The organism is Type-F symbiont of Plautia stali (assembly GCF_059731105.1).
In genome coordinates, this window is record NZ_AP035910.1 from 282,476 (window position 1) to 301,835 (window position 19,360).

General features: G+C 54.4%; 14 protein-coding genes. 5 read left to right on the forward strand and 9 right to left on the reverse strand.

The window, feature by feature from the left end; translation table 11 throughout:
• Positions 1-191 precede the first annotated feature (191 nt).
• Together AC6I7A_RS20820 and mqo are read right to left on the reverse strand one after the other, a co-directional pair.
• Entirely contained in the window at positions 192-1,562 is a 1,371-nt protein-coding gene (locus AC6I7A_RS20820; RefSeq protein WP_195910814.1) for an EAL domain-containing protein, read from the reverse strand.
• A 346-nt stretch (positions 1,563-1,908) separates the two neighbouring features.
• Positions 1,909-3,558 carry a malate dehydrogenase (quinone) gene (mqo, locus tag AC6I7A_RS20825; protein ID WP_058957817.1) on the reverse strand — a complete coding sequence of 550 codons (1,650 nt, stop codon included), beginning with the start codon at positions 3,556-3,558 and terminating at the stop codon, positions 1,909-1,911.
• Between the two features lie 304 nt (positions 3,559-3,862).
• Between mqo and AC6I7A_RS20830 the strand changes: the two genes are divergently transcribed.
• Both AC6I7A_RS20830 and dcuR read left to right on the forward strand, forming a co-directional pair.
• Complete coding sequence (locus AC6I7A_RS20830; protein WP_071987833.1) at positions 3,863-5,497, forward strand: sensor histidine kinase; 1,635 nt, start codon at positions 3,863-3,865, stop codon at positions 5,495-5,497.
• Entirely contained in the window at positions 5,494-6,213 is a 720-nt protein-coding gene (dcuR, locus tag AC6I7A_RS20835) for a two-component system response regulator DcuR (protein WP_058957816.1), read from the forward strand. Before AC6I7A_RS20830 ends, dcuR begins: the two co-directional genes overlap by 4 nt.
• Here dcuR and AC6I7A_RS20840 read toward each other — a convergent pair.
• Positions 6,207-7,169: an FAD:protein FMN transferase gene (locus tag AC6I7A_RS20840; protein ID WP_058957815.1), complete on the reverse strand. Its 963-nt coding sequence runs from the start codon at positions 7,167-7,169 to the stop codon at positions 6,207-6,209. The two genes, dcuR and AC6I7A_RS20840, sit on opposite strands and share 7 nt — an antisense overlap.
• Before the next feature lie 63 nt (positions 7,170-7,232).
• The gene (locus AC6I7A_RS20845; protein ID WP_058957831.1) at positions 7,233-10,013 is read right to left on the reverse strand and encodes a flavocytochrome c; all 2,781 of its coding nucleotides are present in this window, start codon (positions 10,011-10,013) and stop codon (positions 7,233-7,235) included.
• A 590-nt stretch (positions 10,014-10,603) separates the two neighbouring features.
• On the opposite strand from AC6I7A_RS20845, the gene AC6I7A_RS20850 reads away from it, so the two are divergent.
• Together AC6I7A_RS20850 and fumA are read left to right on the forward strand one after the other, a co-directional pair.
• Positions 10,604-12,112: a DASS family sodium-coupled anion symporter gene (locus AC6I7A_RS20850; RefSeq protein ID WP_033736769.1), complete on the forward strand. Its 1,509-nt coding sequence runs from the start codon at positions 10,604-10,606 to the stop codon at positions 12,110-12,112.
• 156 nt (positions 12,113-12,268) lie between these two features.
• A complete protein-coding gene (gene fumA, locus AC6I7A_RS20855) occupies positions 12,269-13,915 on the forward strand; it encodes a class I fumarate hydratase FumA (RefSeq protein WP_009093034.1) in 1,647 nt (548 codons plus the stop codon).
• 279 nt (positions 13,916-14,194) lie between these two features.
• Here fumA and AC6I7A_RS20860 read toward each other — a convergent pair whose 3' ends face one another.
• Both AC6I7A_RS20860 and AC6I7A_RS20865 read right to left on the reverse strand, forming a co-directional pair.
• On the reverse strand, positions 14,195-14,851 hold the full coding sequence (locus AC6I7A_RS20860) for an SDR family oxidoreductase (RefSeq protein WP_058957813.1): 657 nt from the start codon (positions 14,849-14,851) through the stop codon (positions 14,195-14,197).
• Positions 14,852-14,925: 74 nt separating this feature from the next.
• Positions 14,926-15,993, reverse strand: a complete 1,068-nt coding sequence (locus AC6I7A_RS20865) for an SDR family oxidoreductase (protein ID WP_058957812.1) — start codon at positions 15,991-15,993, stop codon at positions 14,926-14,928.
• A gap of 100 nt (positions 15,994-16,093) precedes the next feature.
• On the opposite strand from AC6I7A_RS20865, the gene AC6I7A_RS20870 reads away from it, so the two are divergent.
• On the forward strand, positions 16,094-16,996 hold the full coding sequence (locus AC6I7A_RS20870) for a LysR family transcriptional regulator (protein WP_009093037.1): 903 nt from the start codon (positions 16,094-16,096) through the stop codon (positions 16,994-16,996).
• An 84-nt stretch (positions 16,997-17,080) separates the two neighbouring features.
• On the opposite strand, the gene yfiB is transcribed toward AC6I7A_RS20870, so the two are convergent.
• From yfiB to yfiR, 3 genes are read right to left on the reverse strand one after another with little or no spacing between them, the layout of a single operon-like run.
• Positions 17,081-17,554 (reverse strand): outer membrane lipoprotein YfiB, encoded by a 474-nt coding sequence (gene yfiB / locus AC6I7A_RS20875; protein ID WP_082668203.1) that lies wholly within the window; start codon positions 17,552-17,554, stop codon positions 17,081-17,083.
• On the reverse strand, positions 17,551-18,765 hold the full coding sequence (gene dgcN, locus AC6I7A_RS20880; RefSeq protein WP_058957810.1) for a diguanylate cyclase DgcN/YfiN: 1,215 nt from the start codon (positions 18,763-18,765) through the stop codon (positions 17,551-17,553). The genes yfiB and dgcN overlap by 4 nt, the downstream gene beginning before the upstream one ends.
• 1 nt (position 18,766) lies before the next feature.
• A complete protein-coding gene (gene yfiR, locus AC6I7A_RS20885) occupies positions 18,767-19,327 on the reverse strand; it encodes a regulatory sequestration protein YfiR (protein ID WP_058957809.1) in 561 nt (186 codons plus the stop codon).
• Positions 19,328-19,360 lie beyond the last annotated feature (33 nt).

Sequence of the window (19,360 nt, forward strand, 5' to 3'; positions counted from 1 at the left end):
TCAACAGGTGTTGTGTCAATTTAATGCCTGAACCAGTAGAACACTATAAAAGCAATGTCAGCCATTTCCTGAAAATGAAGGTAAGAAGAGTGACATTAAAAAACGAAGAGTTTGTTTAAGACGGGTACATATAGCACTTTCCGGGCCGTCACGCGAAAATGACAGACAGGGTATATCATAGAGATGTTACATTAATTGAAAACATTGATTTGATGATTCGTCTTCATAAATTCAATAAATTCGTCAACAGGTAATGGTCTGGAGTAATGAAAGCCCTGCAGGATAACATTTCCCATGTTAAATAAGATCTGTGCGACCTCTTCAGTTTCAACCCCCTCTACAACAACGCTCATTCCAGTTTTTTCTGCCATTTCAATTACGTTCTCAATAATTATAATGTTCTTCGAATTATTAATTCCATTTTTCAAAAGCGCTCTGTCTATTTTGACTTCATCGAATGGCATTTCGTTCAAAACATTGAGTGAGGCATAACCAGAACCGAGATCATCAAGAGACCATGACACTCCTTTTTTTGAAAGATCATTCATAATGATGGCTACTTTTTTCTTATCGTAAAGAAATGTACTTTCAGTGATTTCCAGAGTTATGTCTTTGAATGATATTAATTCTTTGCCAAGTATATTTTGGGTATTATAATCAAAATCTGGTTCCATTAACTGTAAAGGGCTTAAATTAACAGATACTTTAATATTAATGTTATGACTATTCATTGCCCGCATATCTCTGCAGACCTGTTCCAGAACCCAATACCCTAAAGGTATAATTAGCCCTGAAGCTTCAGCTACGGGGATGAAACTATCAGGCGGTATAAAACCTTTAGTCGGGTGATTCCATCTTAGTAGCGCTTCTGCTGATCGAATATGTCCGTTATTATCTATCTGTGGCTGATAGCAGACAAATAATTCTTTCTTTATCATTGCCTTAGTCAGCGCTAATTCAATATATTTCTCATTAGAATAATCACTACGATATATAACAAGAATACCAGATATCAGAAGAAGGCAAAGAGCATAGTTAACATATACGCCATTGATCATTATCGACACGGGAGGATGAAATTTTTCAGAGGTAAAGCTAATATCAGAGACGGAAAAGGTGAAGTAAAGCAACAGGCTGAACAGTGGGATAAAGTTTTTAAAATAAGCAGATTCATTCCTGAGAAATAACAACCCACCTATTGAATAAACCAGCAAATATGTATGAGATGAACGCGGGATATTAACCAGTGGATAATCAGTAAGGGAAATAATTATGCAAATGAAAAGAATAAGATGGCAAAATATAGAGACATCTCTTTTTCGAAGTCCCTTATATGCTGTATATAATGAATAAATTCCTAGCATGACAACAGATGAACATATTGCGGCCAGATATAGTTTATCATTATAAAAATAAGCACCAGACCAACCAACCCCACCAACGCAACAAATGATGCCGGTAAGAAAAAGCAGGAAACACTGACGTCTTTTATGATTCTCGTGGGGGAGTCGATGAATATATGATTCCACAAAAGATGTCGCACTTTGAATTCTTTCCTGCATACAAATTTCCTTTACCAGATACATATTTAATCTAGTTTACAACTATACCTGACTTCCGCGAACAATTAAATTGACCCGTTTCACCTGGATTAAAAGACTGCTATGTCTGCAATGACAACACTTGTTTTGAGCGAAACACCTGACCTCCGCTCCTCGCTCAAATCAGACATCCATCACCTGAAACCACCACAAGCCATTAAACACCCGCTTTAGTTGACCCTAACCGTAACTGCTCGCCTGCCGGGAACCCGTAACGCGGCAAGCCGTCAGCGTCAGGCACTGAATAGCGCGCAATAAAAAAGCCCGCGCAGGGTAACCCGCGCGGGCTTTTCACATCAGGACGCGATTACAGCGCCATGTCGTGTTTGGCTGAAGGCGCTGCCTGCTCAGGCTGAGCCGCTTGCGCCGGTGCTGATTTGCCATCCATGTTGATCACAGGCGGCGTGGTCAGCTGCAGGGTTGCCGCAGTGTCATTCCAAACCTGCTGCAGCAACGGCACGTTGTCGTTCAGCTTCTGGCCATAACCAGGGATCATTTTGTGGATCTTGGCCTGCCACTCTGCTGACTTAAACTCTTCCGGGAACAGCTTCTGCATCACGCTTAACGCGATCGGAGCAGCGGTTGACGCGCCCGGCGAGGCACCCAGCAGGGCTGCGACAGTTTTCTGCTGATCGGTCACAATTTCTGTACCCAGTTTCAGCACGCCACCTTTCTCAGCATCTTTCTTGATGATCTGAACACGCTGACCGGCCTGAATCAGTTTCCAGTCCTCTTTCTTCGCGTCCGGATAGTACTCTTTCAGCGCGTCGAAGCGATCTTCATCACTCAGCATCACCTGACCGATCAGGTATTTCACCAGGTCAAAGTTATCGATACCGACATCGGTCATTGGCACGATGTTATGGGTCGTGGTGGTGCTCAGCAGGTCAAACAGCGAGCCGTTTTTCAGGAACTTGGTTGAGAAGGTCGCAAACGGTCCGAACAGCACGACGCGCTTGCCATCCAGATAACGGGTATCCAGATGCGGAACAGACATCGGTGGTGCACCGGTGGAAGCCTGACCATAGACTTTCGCCAGGTGACGATTCGCAATCGCGCTGTTTTCGGTCACGAGGAACGAGCCGCCAACCGGGAAGCCCGCATAGTTGTCCGCTTCCGGAATGCCGGTTTTCTGCAGTAACTTCAGCGCGCCGCCACCGGCACCGATAAAGACATATTTCGCATCGACCGCGCGCTCGCTGCCATTTTTGACATCTTTGATGGTGACGTGCCAGGAGTTGTCGCCGTTGCGCTTGAACTCGGTGACTTCAGATGAGGTTTCCAGACGGAAGTTGTTATTCTTCTTCAGGCTGCCGATCAGCTGACGGGTAATTTCGCCGTAGTTAACATCGGTGCCGACCGGGGTCCAGGTTGCCGCGACTTTCTGCTGCGGATCACGACCTTCCATGACCAGCGGCGCCCACTGTTCGATCTGCTTGTGATCGGTGGAGAATTTCATGCCCTGGAACAGCGCGGTTTTCTGCAGTGCAGCATAGCGCTTGGTCAGGAAGTCAACGTTGTCGCCCCAGACAAAGCTCATGTGTGGTGTAGAGTTGATGAAAGAGCGCGGATCGTGCATCACGCCCTCTTTGACCTGTGCGGTCCAGAACTGACGTGAAACCATAAAGGCTTCGTTAATTTCCAGCGCTTTGGACACGTCGATAGAGCCATCTTTACGCTCAGGCGTGTAGTTCAGCTCCATGTTAGCAGAGTGACCAGTACCGGCGTTGTTCCAGCCGTTTGAGGATTCCAGCGCCACGCCATCCAGCTTCTCAACCATGATCTGTTTCCAGCCAGGCTGCAGCTCTTCCAGCATGGTGCCCATGGAGGCGCTCATGATGCCGCCGCCAATTAACAGAACATCGGTTTTTTCTGGTGAGGTTTCAGCGTGAAGTGCGGATGAAACTAACAGGGCCGCAAGAGACAGCGCGGGAATAACTTTTTGTGAATTCATCATTTTAATCTACAGCTCGGACCGTACTGGTTAAAAAAAGTCCTCAAAGTTTAAAATAATGTTATTTACGAGTTAATGCGAAATTAGTTATAAAATTAAAAATAGCAATTCAGCCTTAATTTAATTACAAAAGGCTTACTTTATTGAGCGATTATTTTAACCACACATTAAGGGTGTCCTTTGAATTATACAATCCCCTAACACAAATATTCTTACTGAAACCGACGGCGGTCAGGCCGCTAAAACTGTACTGATGCGGCGAGTTAGCGTATGTTTCCCGGCGATCTCCCATCCGTACTGAAAGCCTATGACAAGCCAACCACAGAACCGACACGCCGTGACGAAACGACCCATGAAACTCAGTACCCTGACCACACTGATGATGACCGCGGTTATCTTCACCGTACTGCTGGCTGTCCATCTGCTCTATTTCGTTCAGATCGATAACTTTGCCCAGTCGCACCTGAAAGATAAGGCGATGGCGGTCGCCCGAACGCTGGCGGACAGCCCGGAAATTCAGCGGGGATTGCTGTTGCCTGACGGCAGCAGCCAGATCCAGCCGCTGGCCGAGGCGGCGCGTAAACGCAACGGCCTGCTGTTTGTGGTGGTGACGGATATGCGCGGCATTCGCTTTTCGCATCCCAATGCTGCGGTGATCGGCAAGCACTTTGTCGGTAACGATATCTATCCCACCCTGAGCGGTCGGGAGAATGTGGCGGTCAATCATGGTGTGCTGGTGGAAGCGTTGCGGGTCTTTACACCTGTGTTTAACGCGCAGCATCAGCAGATTGGCGTGGTGGCGATCGGCATTGCGCTGAATGATGTGGCGGCGCAGATAGCGAAAAGCCGCTGGAACATCGTCTGGACCAGCCTGTTTGGCGGCGTGGTCGGGCTGCTGGGTATCCTGATTCTGGTCCGGCGGCTGAAAACCATCCTGCTGGGTCTGGAGCCACACGAGATTTCCAGTCTGTTTGAGCAGCGCCAGGCCATTCTTAACTCCATCAAAGAGGGGGTGATCGCGGTAGACGATCACTCCCGCGTCAGCCTGATCAATCAGGCTGCGCAGCAACTGCTGCATGAAACCACGCAGAAAACGCCAGCCAGCGGCGATCTGATTGCTGAAGAGAGCGTGATGCACCGCCACCAGCAGGATGCGCTGCATGCGGGGAAAGCCTGGTATGATGAAGAGCTGACGCTGGGAAATCGCATCCTGATCACTAACACCGTACCGGTGCGCAGCCGTGACCGGATTATCGGGGCGGTGACCACCTTCAGGGACAAAACCGAGATCAGCCAGCTGATGCAGCGTCTGGACGGCATGGTAAACTATGTGGATGCGTTGCGTGAGCGGTCCCATGAATTCATGAACAAACTGCATGTCATTCTGGGCCTGCTGCATATGAAAAACTATGCGCAGATGGAAGAGTACATTCTCAAAACTGCCAACGCCTATCAGACGGAGATCGGTTCGCTGCTGCAGAAGATCAAATCGCCGATCATTGCCGGTTTCCTGCTCAGTAAAATCAACCGGGTTACCGATGAGGGCCATCAGCTGATTATCGATGAGGCCAGTTTTTTGCCTGACTGCGGCAGTGAGGAGCAGAGTGCGGTACTGATTACGGTGCTGGGCAATTTAATTGAGAATGCGCTTGAGGCGCTCGACCCGGAGACCGAGGGTGAAATCCACCTCATGCTGCACTATCAGAATGGCTGGTTAGCCTGCGAAGTGAGTGATGATGGTCCCGGCATTGATGCCGCGCAGCTGAACACCATCTTTGAACGGGGCGTCTCCACAAAGGGTGAGGATCGCGGTGTCGGACTGTTTCTGGTCAGACAGCAGACCGAAAGCCTGGGGGGTAGCGTCAGCGTCGAGTCAGAACCCGGCGTCTTTACCCAATTCTTAGTACAACTTCCGTGGGAGAGAGGAATGATTACCCAATGATTAATGTGTTAGTTGTCGATGATGACGCCATGGTCGCGGAGCTGAACCGCTGCTATATCGGGCAGATCCCGGGATTTACCTGCTGCGGAACGGCCTCGACGTTACAGCAGGCGAAAGAGCGGCTGGCCCAGGCCGAGCCGCAGGTGGATCTGATTCTGCTGGATATCTACATGCAGCAGGAAAACGGCCTCGACCTGCTCCCGGAGCTGCGCAGCGCAGGCCGTCCTGTTGACGTGATTATTATCTCGTCCGCTGCCGATGCCGCCACCATCAAAACCTCACTTAACTACGGGGTGGTCGATTACCTGATCAAACCTTTCCAGTTTTCCCGGTTTGAAGAGGCGCTCACCGGCTGGCGACAGAAGAAGTCGCTGATGGATAATCATCAGTTTTACCAGCAGTCAGACGTGGACCAGCTTCTGCATGGCAACCCGCCGGGGGCCAGCGAACAGAAACGCCTGCCGAAGGGACTGACGCCGCAGACGCTGCGGACGCTCTGCCTGTGGATCGACGCCCATCCGGGGACCGAGTTCTCGACCGACGAACTGGCAACCGAGGTGAATATCTCCCGCGTCTCCTGCCGCAAATACCTCATCTGGCTGGCGCAGATCAATATTCTGTTCACCAGCATTCACTATGGCGTCACCGGTCGCCCGGTCTACCGCTACCGCCTGCAGCCGGAATATCACACCCTGCTCAAACAGTACTGTCAGTGAACCAGCCGGTAATCGTCATCCAGCAGCTGAAACGAAAAGTGACGTTGTGACGAACAGATGACCCGCCTGTCGCGGGTCACAAACAGGGCTTCAATACCCGGTTTGTCCGCCAGACAGGCAATGCCCTGTTCCACGCCCAGACCGTATAGCAGCGTGGTGTAGATATCGCCATCCAGCGACCGGTCAGAAATGACGGTAACGCTCAGCAGTTCGTTATCCAGCGGGTACCCGGTGCGCGGGTCCAGAATGTGGTGATAACAGATCCCGTTCAGCTCGAAGTAACGTTCATAGATGCCGGATGTCACCACGGAGCGATTGTTCACGCCAATCACGCCGATCAGCTCGTCGGCTGCGCCAAACGGTTTTTTCAGTCCGATTGCCCACGCCTGTTCATCAGGGGGTGCCCCCACGGTCTGCACGTTGCCACCCAGATTGATCAGCGCATGGCTGACCTGCTGCTGACGCAGAAAGGCCTGCACAAGATCGGCGATATAGCCTTTGGCGATGGCCCCCAGGTCAATCTCCATGCCCGGTCTGGCCAGCATTACGCTGCGGGCGTCGGCGTCAAGAATGACCTCATGGGGATCGATGAGCGCCCTGCGAGCCTGAAGCTCCGCTGGTGACGGCACGCTGTGCCCCTGAAAGCCGATTTTCCAGCACTTCACCAGTGGACCGATCGCCAGATTAAACAGGCTGTCGGGCAGCAGGCTCACCGCATGCGCGCAGGCGATAAGATCGAACACCGGCTGGCTGACCACCACCGGATGCTGCCCTGCTGCATGGTTGATCGCCATCACCTCAGACGTGGCGCGGTTCACGGTGAAGAGATTCTCCTGCTGTCTGATGAGCCGGAAAACCTGTGCGGCCAGGGTCTGATTGTCTTCGAAGAGTTTGAGCAGGATGGGCGATCCCATCAGGACGGCGGAGTAAGCATAGACACGCGCTTCAGTTAACATAGGCGACTCTGCTTCAGAATGGGAAAACCGGCACCCGCCAGAGGCGGATGCCGGAAAGGACCGTTAACGTCGGGCGTAAGCGGCGGCATTACCACCGGCCAGAATACCAAAGATGATGATATCGGCGACGGCGTTCCCGCCGATACGGTTCGCGCCGTGGATACCGCCAACCACCTCACCACAGGCCCAGGCACCGTTGATTACCTGTTTCTGAGTGTCCAGCACCGCTGTCGTGGTGTCGATGGTCACGCCCCCCATGGTGTGGTGAACACCCGGTGCGATACGAATCGCGTAGAAGGGGCCTTCACTCAGCGGGTGACGCAGCGCGGTCTGACGACCAAAATCTTCATCTTTCTGCTGGATAACAAAGTTGTTGTAACGGGCCAGTGTCGCTTCCAGGGTGTGATGTTCGCCCATGTTAAGTTTCACCGCCAGCTCCGCCACGGCAGGCGCGCTGATGACAAAGCCTTTAGCGATATACTCGTCGGCCGCTTTGTTATTCATCCGCACCTGTTCGTCAAACACAATCCAGGCGCTCTTCTCAGGCAGGGCGATAATCTGCGCCGAGACTTTGTCGCGGGTCTCCATTTCATTATAGAAGCGCTTGCCCGCCTGGCTGACCAGGATAGCACCGCCGCCGCGAATGGATTCAGAGACCAGATAAGAGGTGGTCTGCTCCACCGTTGGGTGAATCTGGATCTCACCCATATCCACCGTGCCCGCGCCGATTTTCTCCAGCATCGCAATCCCGCTGCCGGTAGCGCCTTTATGGTTAGTGGTGACAAAGCCATCGAGTTCAGGACGGTATTTCACCACCAGCTCGCGGTTGGCACTGAATCCGCCGGTCGCCACAATCACGCTTTTCGCGTAGAGGATGCGGCTGTCGTTGTATTCATCGACCACCTTCACGCCGGTGACCGCGCCATTTTCATACAGGATTTCTGCGACTGAGGTCTCCAGCAGGACTTCGATGTTACGGCTGTTGATGTTTTTCACCAGACCGCTGATCAGGAAGCCCCCCACCGCGGAACGGTCAGCCGGACGGTGAGTCCGGTCAATGCTCATCCCGCCGGTAATGGTAATGTCGTTGAGTTCGATTCCGTGGTTAGCCAGCCATTCGATCGCTTCCGGTGCCAGATCCACAAACTCACGCAGCAGCACCGGGTTGTTTTTGAACTGACCGCCCTTCAGCGTCTCTTCATAGAACAGCTCTTTGCTGTCCTCGATGCCTTTGAGTTTCTGGAAGCGGGTTTCGGCAGCATTCATACCGACCGACGCCTTGATGGTGTTACCCCCAATGGTCGGCATCTTCTCGATGATGACGACGCGAGCGCCCTCGTCGTGCGCCTGAATCGCCGCAGCCAGACCTGCCCCGCCACTGCCGACAATCACCACATCGTAATTCTGCGGTGCATTCGGGTTGCCCCCCTCTTCAATCACATGCGCTTTGCTGGAGGTGGTCATGGCGCGTGAAACCGCTTTTTTCAGCGCCTCACTCTGGGTGGTTGCGCCGGTAATGGCGTCGACGTGCGGGCTGTTTGCTACCAGAATGCGGTTACGCAGGCTTTCAAACGTGGTGGTGAAATCGACATCCAGGGTGTCATCCGGCACCAGTGAAATGTCGGTGATACGGTCCGTGTCGAGCGTCACGTTGATTTTCAGCTTCAGCGCTTCTGCTTCCACTTTTTCCTGATAAACGCCCGCTTTGTATTTACGGCCCGATTCGCTCATGTCGCGGATCATCGCGTCGACCAGCGAGAAGCGCCACAGCGGTTCCGGGATCTGCAGCTCTTCGCGTTTGTTGCTGTCGATATAGAGTTCAAGGTGCTCGTTGTTGATGATCCGGTCAGCCCAGTTCGGGTAGGCAATACAGGCTTTACCAATCGCCACCAGATCGTAGCCTTTTTCCAGCGCCATCTCGGCATCGGCCCGGTTTACAACGCCGCCGACGCCAATCACCGGCACTTTTGCCAGTTCAGGCGACCGCATGGCGAGGTACTTCTCGATCAGCGGCGTCGGGTCCTGGGTATCCACAATCGACGGACGCAGCAGCTGGCCCACAGAGAAGTGGACATAATCCAGGCCACGCGCGGCCAGTTTTTCCAGCAGATAGAGGGTGTCGTCAAAGCGAATGCCGGGCACTTCGATCTCTTCAGGCGAGAAGCGATAGCCGATGATGAAGGAGTTGTGGGCGAAGCGTTCCGCCATCTTGTGGGTGATTTCCAGCACTTCCAGCGGGAAGCGGGCGCGGTTGTCGCGGCTGCCGCCCCACTTGTCATCGCGCTGGTTAGAGTTGGGTGAATAGAACTGCTGGATCAGATAGGTATTGGCGCCATGAATTTCCACACCATCGAAACCCGCCTTGATCGCACGGTTCACCGCATCACCAAATTTGGTGATCATGGTGTCGACTTCTTCTGCGCTGAGCGCCAGGGGTTTGGTGGCACCTTCTCGCGGCGCCGCGATGGCGCTCGGCGCAACCGGGGTTTTCCCGCCAATCAGCTCCGGCTCGACCATACGGCCGCCGTGATAGATCTGTAAAATGGCGGTAGAACCTTCAGATTTGATCGCGTCCGCAATGCGTTTCAGACCGGGGATTTTATTGTCGCTGTCGATGGCAATGGCACCCGGAAAGGCCGGGCCGCGGTTATCGATAAAGCAGCACTCGACAATCACGGTTCCGATGCTGCCTGCCCGTGCGCGATAGTATTCAACCAGTTCACTGGTGACCGTGCCGTCATAGAAACCGGTACAGGTGGTCATCGGGGCCATCACCAGTCGGTTTTTTAACACGGCGCCATTTGGCAGGGTCAGTGGATTAAGGATGGGAGTGAGTGTATTCATTGCGATAAACTCCAAGATTTAAAAGTCTGGAAATTTTTTAGCGGACGCAAATTATCGCTTAATTAAGTGGTCCGATGTCATGCTGTTAATATACGCCTTTCTTTGCTTACGTAAGCTATAAATTTACTTATTTAACTTTTAAAGCATCTGGAGTTTTTATTTGCTGAATGGCGGAACTAAAGTTATATTTATTGTTAATCAAGGGTAACCAAAAATCAACCATTTGTTTACATTGAAATAAGATCATTCATTATCATAAAGTTATGTGATATCTTCCTGCTTTTCCGCCCTGCTCAATTGTTGACCCGCTTCACAAAAGTGTCAGAATGCCGGTGGCAGAAATATAAATAGAAAATAAATGTTAAAAAATCGCGAATAATGAATTAATTTCTTTGATCTGGATCAAAATTTATATTTGCAGAAATCGCATCATATTTACAGGCTTTTAAAAATGCTGCTCAATCCTCAGGCAGCGGATTAAAAAAATCAGTGCATCGCGGTTTATTCACACTGTCAAGAATAAGAACGAAATTCATCAGTGAAGGTCCGGGGCGCAAATCGTATTCTTCTTAACTTGCAGATAAAACACTATGAAAACACTCTCAGCTGTAACTGAACCCCCAAAAGCCGCACCTGCGGGTGCGGGGAAAAAGAAAGCGATCATGCTGGCTCTGCCGGTGCTGGTGGCCGTGCTGCTGTTACTGGTGCCGACACCTGCGGGCCTTGAACCCTACGCCTGGCACTTCTTCGCCATCTTCGTCGGCGTCATCGTCGGCCTGATCTTTGAACCCCTGCCCGGTGCCGTGATCGGCCTGACGGGCGTTGTCGTCATCGCGCTGTTCAGTCAGTTCCTGCTTTTCAGCCCGGCAGAGCTGGCTAATCCGAAATTCAAAGTCGCCAGTGAATCCTTTAAGTGGGCGGTCAGCGGTTTCGGTAACTCCACGGTCTGGCTGATCTTCGGTGCCTTTATGTTCGCCGCAGGGTATGACAAAACGCAGTTTGGTCGTCGCCTGGCGCTGATCCTGGTGAAATATCTGGGTCGCCGCAGCCTGACGCTGGGTTATGCCATCACCTTTGCTGACCTGTTGCTGGCACCCTTTACCCCGTCAAACACCGCGCGCAGTGGCGGCACCATCTATCCGATTATCGCCAACCTGCCTCCGCTCTACGGCTCTAAACCGAATGACCCAAGCGCCCGCAAAATTGGTTCCTATCTGATGTGGGTCGCCATTACCGCCGCCTGTATCACCAGCTCTATGTTCCTCTCTGCACTGGCACCCAACCTGCTGGCCCTGGCGCTGGTGAAAAGCATCATCGGTTTTGATATCTCCTGGGGCATGTGGTTCCTGGCCTTCCTGCCGCTGGGTCTGCTGCTGATTCTGACCATGCCGCTGCTGGCTTACTGGTTCTATCCGCCTGAAGTCAAAATCAACGATGAAGTGCCAAAATGGGCGATGGCTGAACTGGAGAAACTGGGCAGACTGACCCGCAATGAGATCCTGCTGCTGGTGTTCGTGGTCTGCGCCCTGCTGATGTGGATCTTCGCGACCTCGTGGATTGAGCCCGCCCTGGCGGCACTGCTGGTCGTGGTCCTGATGTTGTGGACAGGGGTGCTCAGCTGGAACGACATCACCAGCAATAAACCCGCCTGGAACACCTTTGCCTGGTTCGCTACCCTGGTGGCGCTGGCGGACGGTCTGGCTCGCGTCGGTTTCATCACCTGGTTAGGTAAAGAAGGTGGCATGCTGCTGCAGGGCTATGACCCGCAGATTTCAGCCGTCGTCCTGTTAATCGCCTTCTTCCTGCTGCACTACCTGTTTGCCAGTACCACCGCGCACACCACTGCGCTGTTACCGGCCATGCTGACCATTGCCGCCTCGATTCCTGGCATCAATATGCCGGTCTTCTGCCTGATGCTCTGTACCTCTCTGGGTGTGATGGGCATCATCACCCCTTACGGCACCGGCCCAAGTCCGATTTACTACGGCAGCGGTTATCTGCCGACTAAAGACTACTGGCGTCTGGGTACCATCTTCGGCGCTATCTTCCTGGTCTCCATGATGGTGATTGCTTATCCGTGGATGGTGTGGATGTTCTGACGGATACAACATGCAGATCAACGCGTTATAAGATACCATTCCTGCACTTCCCCGCGGCACCCGCGGCGGGGAAGGATAATAAACGATTAATTCGCCTATGATGTTGCGCCCCGCAGCCTGCTCGCGGTGGTTCAGCCGGTCATTAAGTGAGAAAAAATGTCGAACAAACCTTTTGTCTATCAGAACCCTTTTCCGCTGTCCCACGAAGAAACCGAATACTATCTGCTGAGCCGTGAGCATGTCTCAGTCGCCGAATTTGAAGGTCAGGAGATCCTGAAAGTTGACCCGCAGGCGCTGACGCTGCTGGCTCAGCAGGCCTTCCACGACGCCTCTTTTATGCTGCGTCCGGCTCACCAGCAGCAGGTTGCCTCAATCCTTGCTGACCCGGAAGCCAGCGACAACGACAGATATGTCGCCCTGCAGTTTTTACGCAACTCTGAGATTGCCGCCAAAGGCGTGCTGCCAACCTGTCAGGATACCGGCACCGCTATCATCATGGGTAAAAAGGGTCAGCGCGTCTGGACCGGCGGCGGGGATGAGGCCGCGCTGTCGCAGGGTATCTATAACACCTACATCGAAGATAACCTGCGCTACTCCCAGAACGCCGCACTGGATATGTACAAAGAGGTGAACACCGGCACCAACCTGCCTGCGCAGATTGACCTCTACAGCGTGGATGGCGACGAGTACAAATTCCTCTGTATTGCCAAAGGGGGCGGTTCTGCCAACAAAACCTATCTCTATCAGGAGACCAAAGCGCTGCTGAGTCCCGGCAAGCTGAAAAATTACCTGGTGGATAAGATGCGCACCCTGGGCACGGCTGCATGTCCGCCGTACCATATCGCATTTGTTATCGGAGGCACCTCAGCGGAAAGCACGCTGAAGACGGTTAAGCTCGCCTCGACCCACTACTACGATGGTCTGCCGACCGAAGGCAACGAACATGGTCAGGCATTCCGTGATGTGCAGCTGGAGCAGGAACTGCTGGAAGCCGCGCAGAAGCTGGGTCTGGGCGCACAGTTTGGCGGCAAATATTTCGCGCACGACATTCGCGTGATTCGCCTGCCGCGCCACGGTGCCTCCTGCCCCGTCGGCATGGGCGTCTCCTGCTCCGCTGACCGTAACATCAAGGCGAAGATCAACCGCGAAGGCATCTGGATTGAGAAACTGGAAGCTAACCCGGGCCGACTGATCCCGGAAGCGCTGCGTCAGCAGGGCGAAGGTGAAGTCTTACAGGTTGATCTGAACCGTCCGATGGAGCAGATTCTGGCGCAGCTCTCCGCCTACCCGGTCTCTACCCGTCTGTCTCTGACCGGCACCATTATTGTGGCGCGTGATATTGCGCACGCGAAGCTCAAAGAGCGTATCGATAACGGTGAAGGGTTGCCGCAGTACATTAAGGATCACCCGGTCTATTACGCTGGCCCGGCCAAAACGCCTGAAGGTTACGCCTCCGGTTCACTCGGCCCGACCACCGCCGGACGCATGGACTCCTACGTGGATCTGCTGCAGGCACACGGCGGCAGTAAGATCATGCTGGCAAAAGGCAACCGCAGCCAGCAGGTGACGGATGCCTGTCACAAGCATGGCGGTTTCTATCTCGGCAGCATCGGCGGCCCGGCAGCGGTGCTGGCGCAGCAGAGTATTAAGAGTCTGGAGTGCGTGGAGTATCCGGAGCTGGGGATGGAAGCGATCTGGAAGATTGAGGTCGAGAACTTCCCGGCCTTTATCCTGGTCGATGATAAAGGTAACGACTTCTTCCAGCATATTGAGCGCGCGCACTGCGCGAAATGTGTGAAGTAAGAGATGCGTTAAGTTATGAAAAAGCCCCCGGTTTCGGGGGCTTTTTTTTGAAGATCTCAAAGGAAAAGCTGGCTGTGGTAGCGAGCCTGCGCAGGGAACGGGGTCAGATCGGAAAGACGCAAAAGCCGTCATCCATGACACGCTCGGCCCGCGCCGTCCTGGCGCGGGCCGCTTTCCTCCTCTGACCCCGTTCCCCGCGCCCTGAGCGAATTTACTGCTGTCAGATTCACCCTGCTTTGTCTTCAGCGTCGGTCTGCAAAAAAGGCTATCGAATTCTTTTTAGCCACGCTGCAACCGCTGCAACGCCTCATCGATCGGGCTGTCGCCCTGAGTCAGTTCGATGATCTGATATTTAATGGCTGGCTGTTCGATCAGTCCGACCAGGGTTGCCGCCACATCTGCCCGCGGCACCACGCCATAGGGGATCGCCAGGTCGGCATGAATCCGTCCGCTGCCCGCTTCGTCAGTCAGCGTGCCAGGGCGCAGGATCACCCACTCCAGGCGGCTCGCCACCAGCTCAGCATCAGCCTGTCGTTTGACCCGCATGTAGTTCTCAAAACCCTCTGAAGGGGTTTTGCCGCGACCTGCATCGGGAAAAGCCGAAACCAGCATAAAGCGTGGAACATCTGCCTGCTCTGCCGCCGCCACGGCCAGTGTCAGCCCCTCACCATCAATGGCATTGGTCAGCGCGATTCCGGCACCACCGGCCCCCGCCGTAAACACCACGACATCATGCTCAGCCATCAGCTGTGCCAGCTCCGGGACGCTCAGCTGCTGAAGGTCGCCTGACACAGCCGTTGCGCCTGTTGCCTGCAACGTCTCAGCCTGCTCCGGTTTGCGGTGCAGTGCCGTTACCCTGTGCCCTTTGCTGCTCAGCTGACGGGTCAGCTGCTGACCCACCTTGCCCGCAGCCCCGATAATGAAACATCTCGCCATGGGTTCTGAACCTCCACTGAATGATCAAATATGCCGGAAACAAAACAGGCGCCGGATAGGGCGCCTGCGGTTTTTTACTCAGGGATCACTTTTTCCGCTTTCAGCTTATCGAACAGCTGGGTAAAGGAGTCCAGCGTGCTACGGTAGCCGGTAAAGCCCGCTTTGCGGCTCTTACTCATGTCGGTAAAGGCTTCCATCGGACGTCCCAGATCGGCATCGGTATGCCACCAGGAGGCGAGTTTATTGATATCCGCCTCACGCAGCTGATGCTTCTCTGCAATCGCCTGCCATGCGCTGGCGGCCTCATCCATCCGCCCTTCCAGCGGCATCATCTGCGCCGGATAGTCCGCGGCCTCAATACCAAAGTATTCTGCCAGTTTCGGCCACATCCAGTTCCAGCGGAAGACATCGCCGTTTACGGCGTTAAAGTCCTGGTTAGCGGCATTAGGCGAGGTGGCGGCCCAGAGCAGCTGCTCAGCCAGCAGACCCGCATCGGTCATATCCGCCACACCGTTCCACTGCTCAGGCGAACCCGGGAAGATAAACGGCCAGCCCTTCTCTTTACACAGAGTGGCGTAAACGGCCAGCGTCTGCCCCATGTTCATCGCATTGCCTACCGCATAGCCGATGATGGTGTGCGGACGATGCACGCTCCAGCGATAGTCATACTTTTCAGCGCCCGCGAACAGTTCATCTTCCTGCGCGTAGTAGAAGTTATCAACCGGCTGACGGCCCTGCTCTTCGCGGAATGGCGTAACCGGCACCGCACCTTTACCGTAGGCTTCAAACGGGCCCAGATAGTGCTTCAGTCCGGTGACCAGCGCCACGTGAGAACCCTGCAGGCGGTCGCTCAGTGCTTCAATCACGTTGCGCACCATGCCGCCGTTGACGCGGATATTCTCTTTTTCATTCTCCTGACGCGCCCAGACGCTGAAAAAGAGCGCATCCGGTTTGACCGATTTCAGCGCGTCACGCACCGCATCGGCGTCGGTCAGATCGGCGGTCAGGCTGGTCGCGCCCGCTGGCACGGCACCACGGCCGCGTGACAGGCCGCTGACCTGCCAGCCTTCCTGCTGTAATTTGTCTGCCAGTGCGCGACCGATTACGCCGCTGATGCCCACAATCAAAGCGTGCTTTTTCATTTGATTTCTCCTCAATTTGCGTAATGCTAAGCCTAATAGAGAATTCAGTTCTTATCTCTGTCATTTATTCACATCATTCTCAACCTGAGTTCACGAATCGATGCACGATCATCGCCTGAAAGACATCCTGCCGTTTGTTGCCAGCGTCGAGTGCGGCAGTTTCACCGCGGCGGCCGAACGTTTGCATGTCACCGGCTCGGCGGTCAGTAAAAGCCTCAGCAGGCTGGAAACACGCTTAGGCTCGCGCCTGCTGGAACGCACGACGCGCAGTCTGCAGCTGACCGACGCGGGCAGCGCCTATTACCAGACCTGCCTGCGGGTGCTGGAGGATCTGGCCGAAGCAGAAGCGGTGCTGGCGGCGCAGCGCACCATTCCTTCCGGCCGCCTGCGGCTGGCTGTGCCCACCACCTATGGCCGCCTTAACGTCATGCCGTTGCTGATGCCCTTTTGTCAGCAGCACCCCGAACTGGCGCTGAGCCTGAGTCTGTCCGATCGCTTTGTTGACCTGTTTGAAGAGGGGGTGGATGTCGCGGTACGGATTGGCGGGGCGCCTGACCTGCCTGCCTCACTGGGCTGGCGCAATATGGGTCGCGAGAAGATGCAGTTCTGTGCGTCACCCGCTTATCTGGCACGTGAGGGACGCCCGGAAGATGAGGCGGCGCTGCTGAATCACCCCGCCATCCTTTATGAGCGGGTAGATGGCAGCACCAAACCCTGGCTGTTTACCACCCAGGATGGGCAGGCGCACTGGCGGGAGGTGCCCTGGCGGCTGGCTGTCGGGGACGTTGATGCGCAGTTACAGGCGGTTATCGCCGGGCTGGGTGTGGCACAGATGCCATCCTGGCTGATCCAGCGCGCCGTGGACGCGGGTGAACTCGACATTATTCTGCCGGAACTGCAGCCTGACGGGCTGACGCTGAGCGTGGTATGGCCACGGCGCAAACAGTTCCTGCCCAAAGTGGACGCGCTGCTGTCGGCGCTGAATGAACTGACCATCCGCTAATCTCTCTTCGTGCGGCAGGCGCGCCACGCTGCCAGCGTCGTGTCATAGCGAGGCCGGAACCCTGGGCCCGGCCTGCCAGAAGGATTACGGCGCCGTGATCACGATGGCCACACGGCGGTTCTGCGCCCGCCCCTGAGGAGTGCTGTTGCTGGCCACCGGGGCGCTCATGCCTAACCCGCGTGTGATGATATTCTCAGGGGGGATCGCGGCGCCCTGCGCCCACTGTGCCGCGACCGCGTTTGCCCTTTTCAGTGACAGCTGCTGGTTGTAATCCGGTTTGCCATAGTTGTCGGTGTGCCCGTCAACGCGCACATGCTTAATACCGGTCGAGGCCAGGTTTCTCGCCATCGTCTGAATGGTCGTTTTGCTGGCAGGGGTCAGTTCGGATTCGTTGATACCAAACAGGATTTTATCGGACAGGCCCAATCCCCAGCCCTCCATGTTCTGCGTAAAGCCGGCGCTTTTCATCGCAGCGATCTGCGCCTCACTGAAGCGCGCCGTCGACTGACAGCCCGCCAGCGCCATCACAAGTAATACCAGGGAAAATTTCATTCTCATCTTTTCGCCTTACCTGCTCGTTTATTCCTGTACATGTTCATATCGGCACGTTCGAGAATGGCCGCGACCGTGTCACCCTGCTGTGACCAGGCATAGCCAACGGTCACCGAGGTCGTTATCTGCGTATCCCCGGCAAGCGTGATCGCCTGCGTGATAACCTCATGAATGCACTGCACCAGACGCTGAAGCTCCTCCTCACTGACGCGACTGCTCACCAGCATGGCAAACTCATCTCCCCCCAGGCGGGCAACCAGATCCTGATCGGCCGCCAGAGACAGGAGGCGTGAGCCTATCGCTTTTAAAACGTCATCGCCTGCGGCATGCCCCCAGCTGTCGTTGATGCTCTTGAAACGGTCGCCATCCAGAAACAGCAGAGCAAAGCGCCCCTTCTCCTGCTGTCGATCCAGAAGCCGGGCGAGATGCGCCGTAAAGGCGCTGCGATTGGCCAGCCCGGTCAGCGGATCTTCCAGCGCTTTGGCCGCCAGCGAGCGATTGTCACGGATCAGCGAAGCCTTCAGCGACTGCATCTCCTTCAGCAGCGAATTGAGATCATCGGAGAACAGCTGAAACTCACTCGTCGGGCTGCCGGGTATGCGCAGGGAAAAATCGCCCGAATGAATCACATAGTGAATGGAACTGGTAATGTTGCGCAGCGTCGCGACGATACCCCGATGCAGGAAGGCGCTCAGCATCAGCGAGACAATCAGCACACACAGCATTCCGCTGGTCAGGATCAGGAAGGAGTAGCGAATAAATCGCATCGCGCCGGTCACGGTCCCTTCCAGCGTCAGTGTGCCGACCGTGACGTCAGCGTGATTGATGGCGACATTAAGCGGTTTGCTATACATCCACTCGCGTAACCAGCGTGAATACCAGCCCGTCGGTTCCTGCTGCGCATGCCAGCGGACCAGTTCAATATTATCCCGGGTGACGAGCTTTGCAGAGGCATAAAGGCCCTGCTCACCGAGCTGTTCAATTTTATTACGCGCATCATAACTGTCGGCAAAAACGGTCGCGGCGGTCAGCGTCGTGCTGAGCGTGGAGCCGATCAGTTCGAGATTACATTTCTCATAATTTTTAATGAAGAGCAGCGAGGTCGAGGAGAGCAGCAGCCAGCACAACAGTAATATTACCGCCGCATTGATGGTGCTTATTTTCTGCAGCTTATTACGTATTGATGATTTGTCGTTTCTTACTTTATCGAATTTCATATTATTCGACTCTCTGGCGGGAGAGCAAAAGCACATCCGGACTCACCCTGACGCCACTTCTGGCAAGCGAATCAAGGTTAACGGAAAAAAGCGTTCGGTCCGGTTGAAATATCAGGCAAAAAGCGGCCCCCACGGTGCACTCCGGGCTGCTCTCTGCAAGGGTAAGCACCGCTCTGCCCTGTAGCTGCTGAATAGTTTTTGCCTGCTGCTGCGAGGTTTCCGCGCCAAAATAGAGTGCATCGCACCGGCGCGTCGCAAGCTGGCTGACAGTCGCTATATAGACAACGGTAAAGGTTGCAGCAGGCGAAGTGATATTTTCCGGCAGGGAGAGATGCCGTGCCGATGAAAAGACACATAACTGGGGCGGACTGTTCAGGCCGGGCCAGTGGCTGAAGCTGATAATTCCGCTGACGATACGATTGGCTTTGCCATCCCGTATTTCGCCATAAGCCAGATGAGGAATGAGCAGCAGCAGAATAATGAGTGTCAGGACGCTTCTGCAGACAGGGAGCAGGGAATGCAGCAAACAGGCATTCAGATAAAAAGGATATTTTACGGTCATACTGCGTTCCCGGAAATAGATCGCTCGGCAGGA

What these genes read in the sequence shown, in the direction of transcription:
- AC6I7A_RS20820 (WP_195910814.1), bottom strand. Translation starts at nt 1,562, where the DNA reads ATGCAGGAAAGAATTCAAAGTGCGACATCTTTTGTGGAATCATATATT.
- mqo (WP_058957817.1), bottom strand. Translation starts at nt 3,558, where the DNA reads ATGATGAATTCACAAAAAGTTATTCCCGCGCTGTCTCTTGCGGCCCTG.
- AC6I7A_RS20830 (WP_071987833.1), top strand. Translation starts at nt 3,863, where the DNA reads ATGACAAGCCAACCACAGAACCGACACGCCGTGACGAAACGACCCATG.
- dcuR (WP_058957816.1), top strand. Translation starts at nt 5,494, where the DNA reads ATGATTAATGTGTTAGTTGTCGATGATGACGCCATGGTCGCGGAGCTG.
- AC6I7A_RS20840 (WP_058957815.1), bottom strand. Translation starts at nt 7,169, where the DNA reads ATGTTAACTGAAGCGCGTGTCTATGCTTACTCCGCCGTCCTGATGGGA.
- AC6I7A_RS20845 (WP_058957831.1), bottom strand. Translation starts at nt 10,013, where the DNA reads ATGAATACACTCACTCCCATCCTTAATCCACTGACCCTGCCAAATGGC.
- AC6I7A_RS20850 (WP_033736769.1), top strand. Translation starts at nt 10,604, where the DNA reads ATGAAAACACTCTCAGCTGTAACTGAACCCCCAAAAGCCGCACCTGCG.
- fumA (WP_009093034.1), top strand. Translation starts at nt 12,269, where the DNA reads ATGTCGAACAAACCTTTTGTCTATCAGAACCCTTTTCCGCTGTCCCAC.
- AC6I7A_RS20860 (WP_058957813.1), bottom strand. Translation starts at nt 14,851, where the DNA reads ATGGCGAGATGTTTCATTATCGGGGCTGCGGGCAAGGTGGGTCAGCAG.
- AC6I7A_RS20865 (WP_058957812.1), bottom strand. Translation starts at nt 15,993, where the DNA reads ATGAAAAAGCACGCTTTGATTGTGGGCATCAGCGGCGTAATCGGTCGC.
- AC6I7A_RS20870 (WP_009093037.1), top strand. Translation starts at nt 16,094, where the DNA reads ATGCACGATCATCGCCTGAAAGACATCCTGCCGTTTGTTGCCAGCGTC.
- yfiB (WP_082668203.1), bottom strand. Translation starts at nt 17,554, where the DNA reads ATGAGAATGAAATTTTCCCTGGTATTACTTGTGATGGCGCTGGCGGGC.
- dgcN (WP_058957810.1), bottom strand. Translation starts at nt 18,765, where the DNA reads ATGAAATTCGATAAAGTAAGAAACGACAAATCATCAATACGTAATAAG.
- yfiR (WP_058957809.1), bottom strand. Translation starts at nt 19,327, where the DNA reads ATGACCGTAAAATATCCTTTTTATCTGAATGCCTGTTTGCTGCATTCC.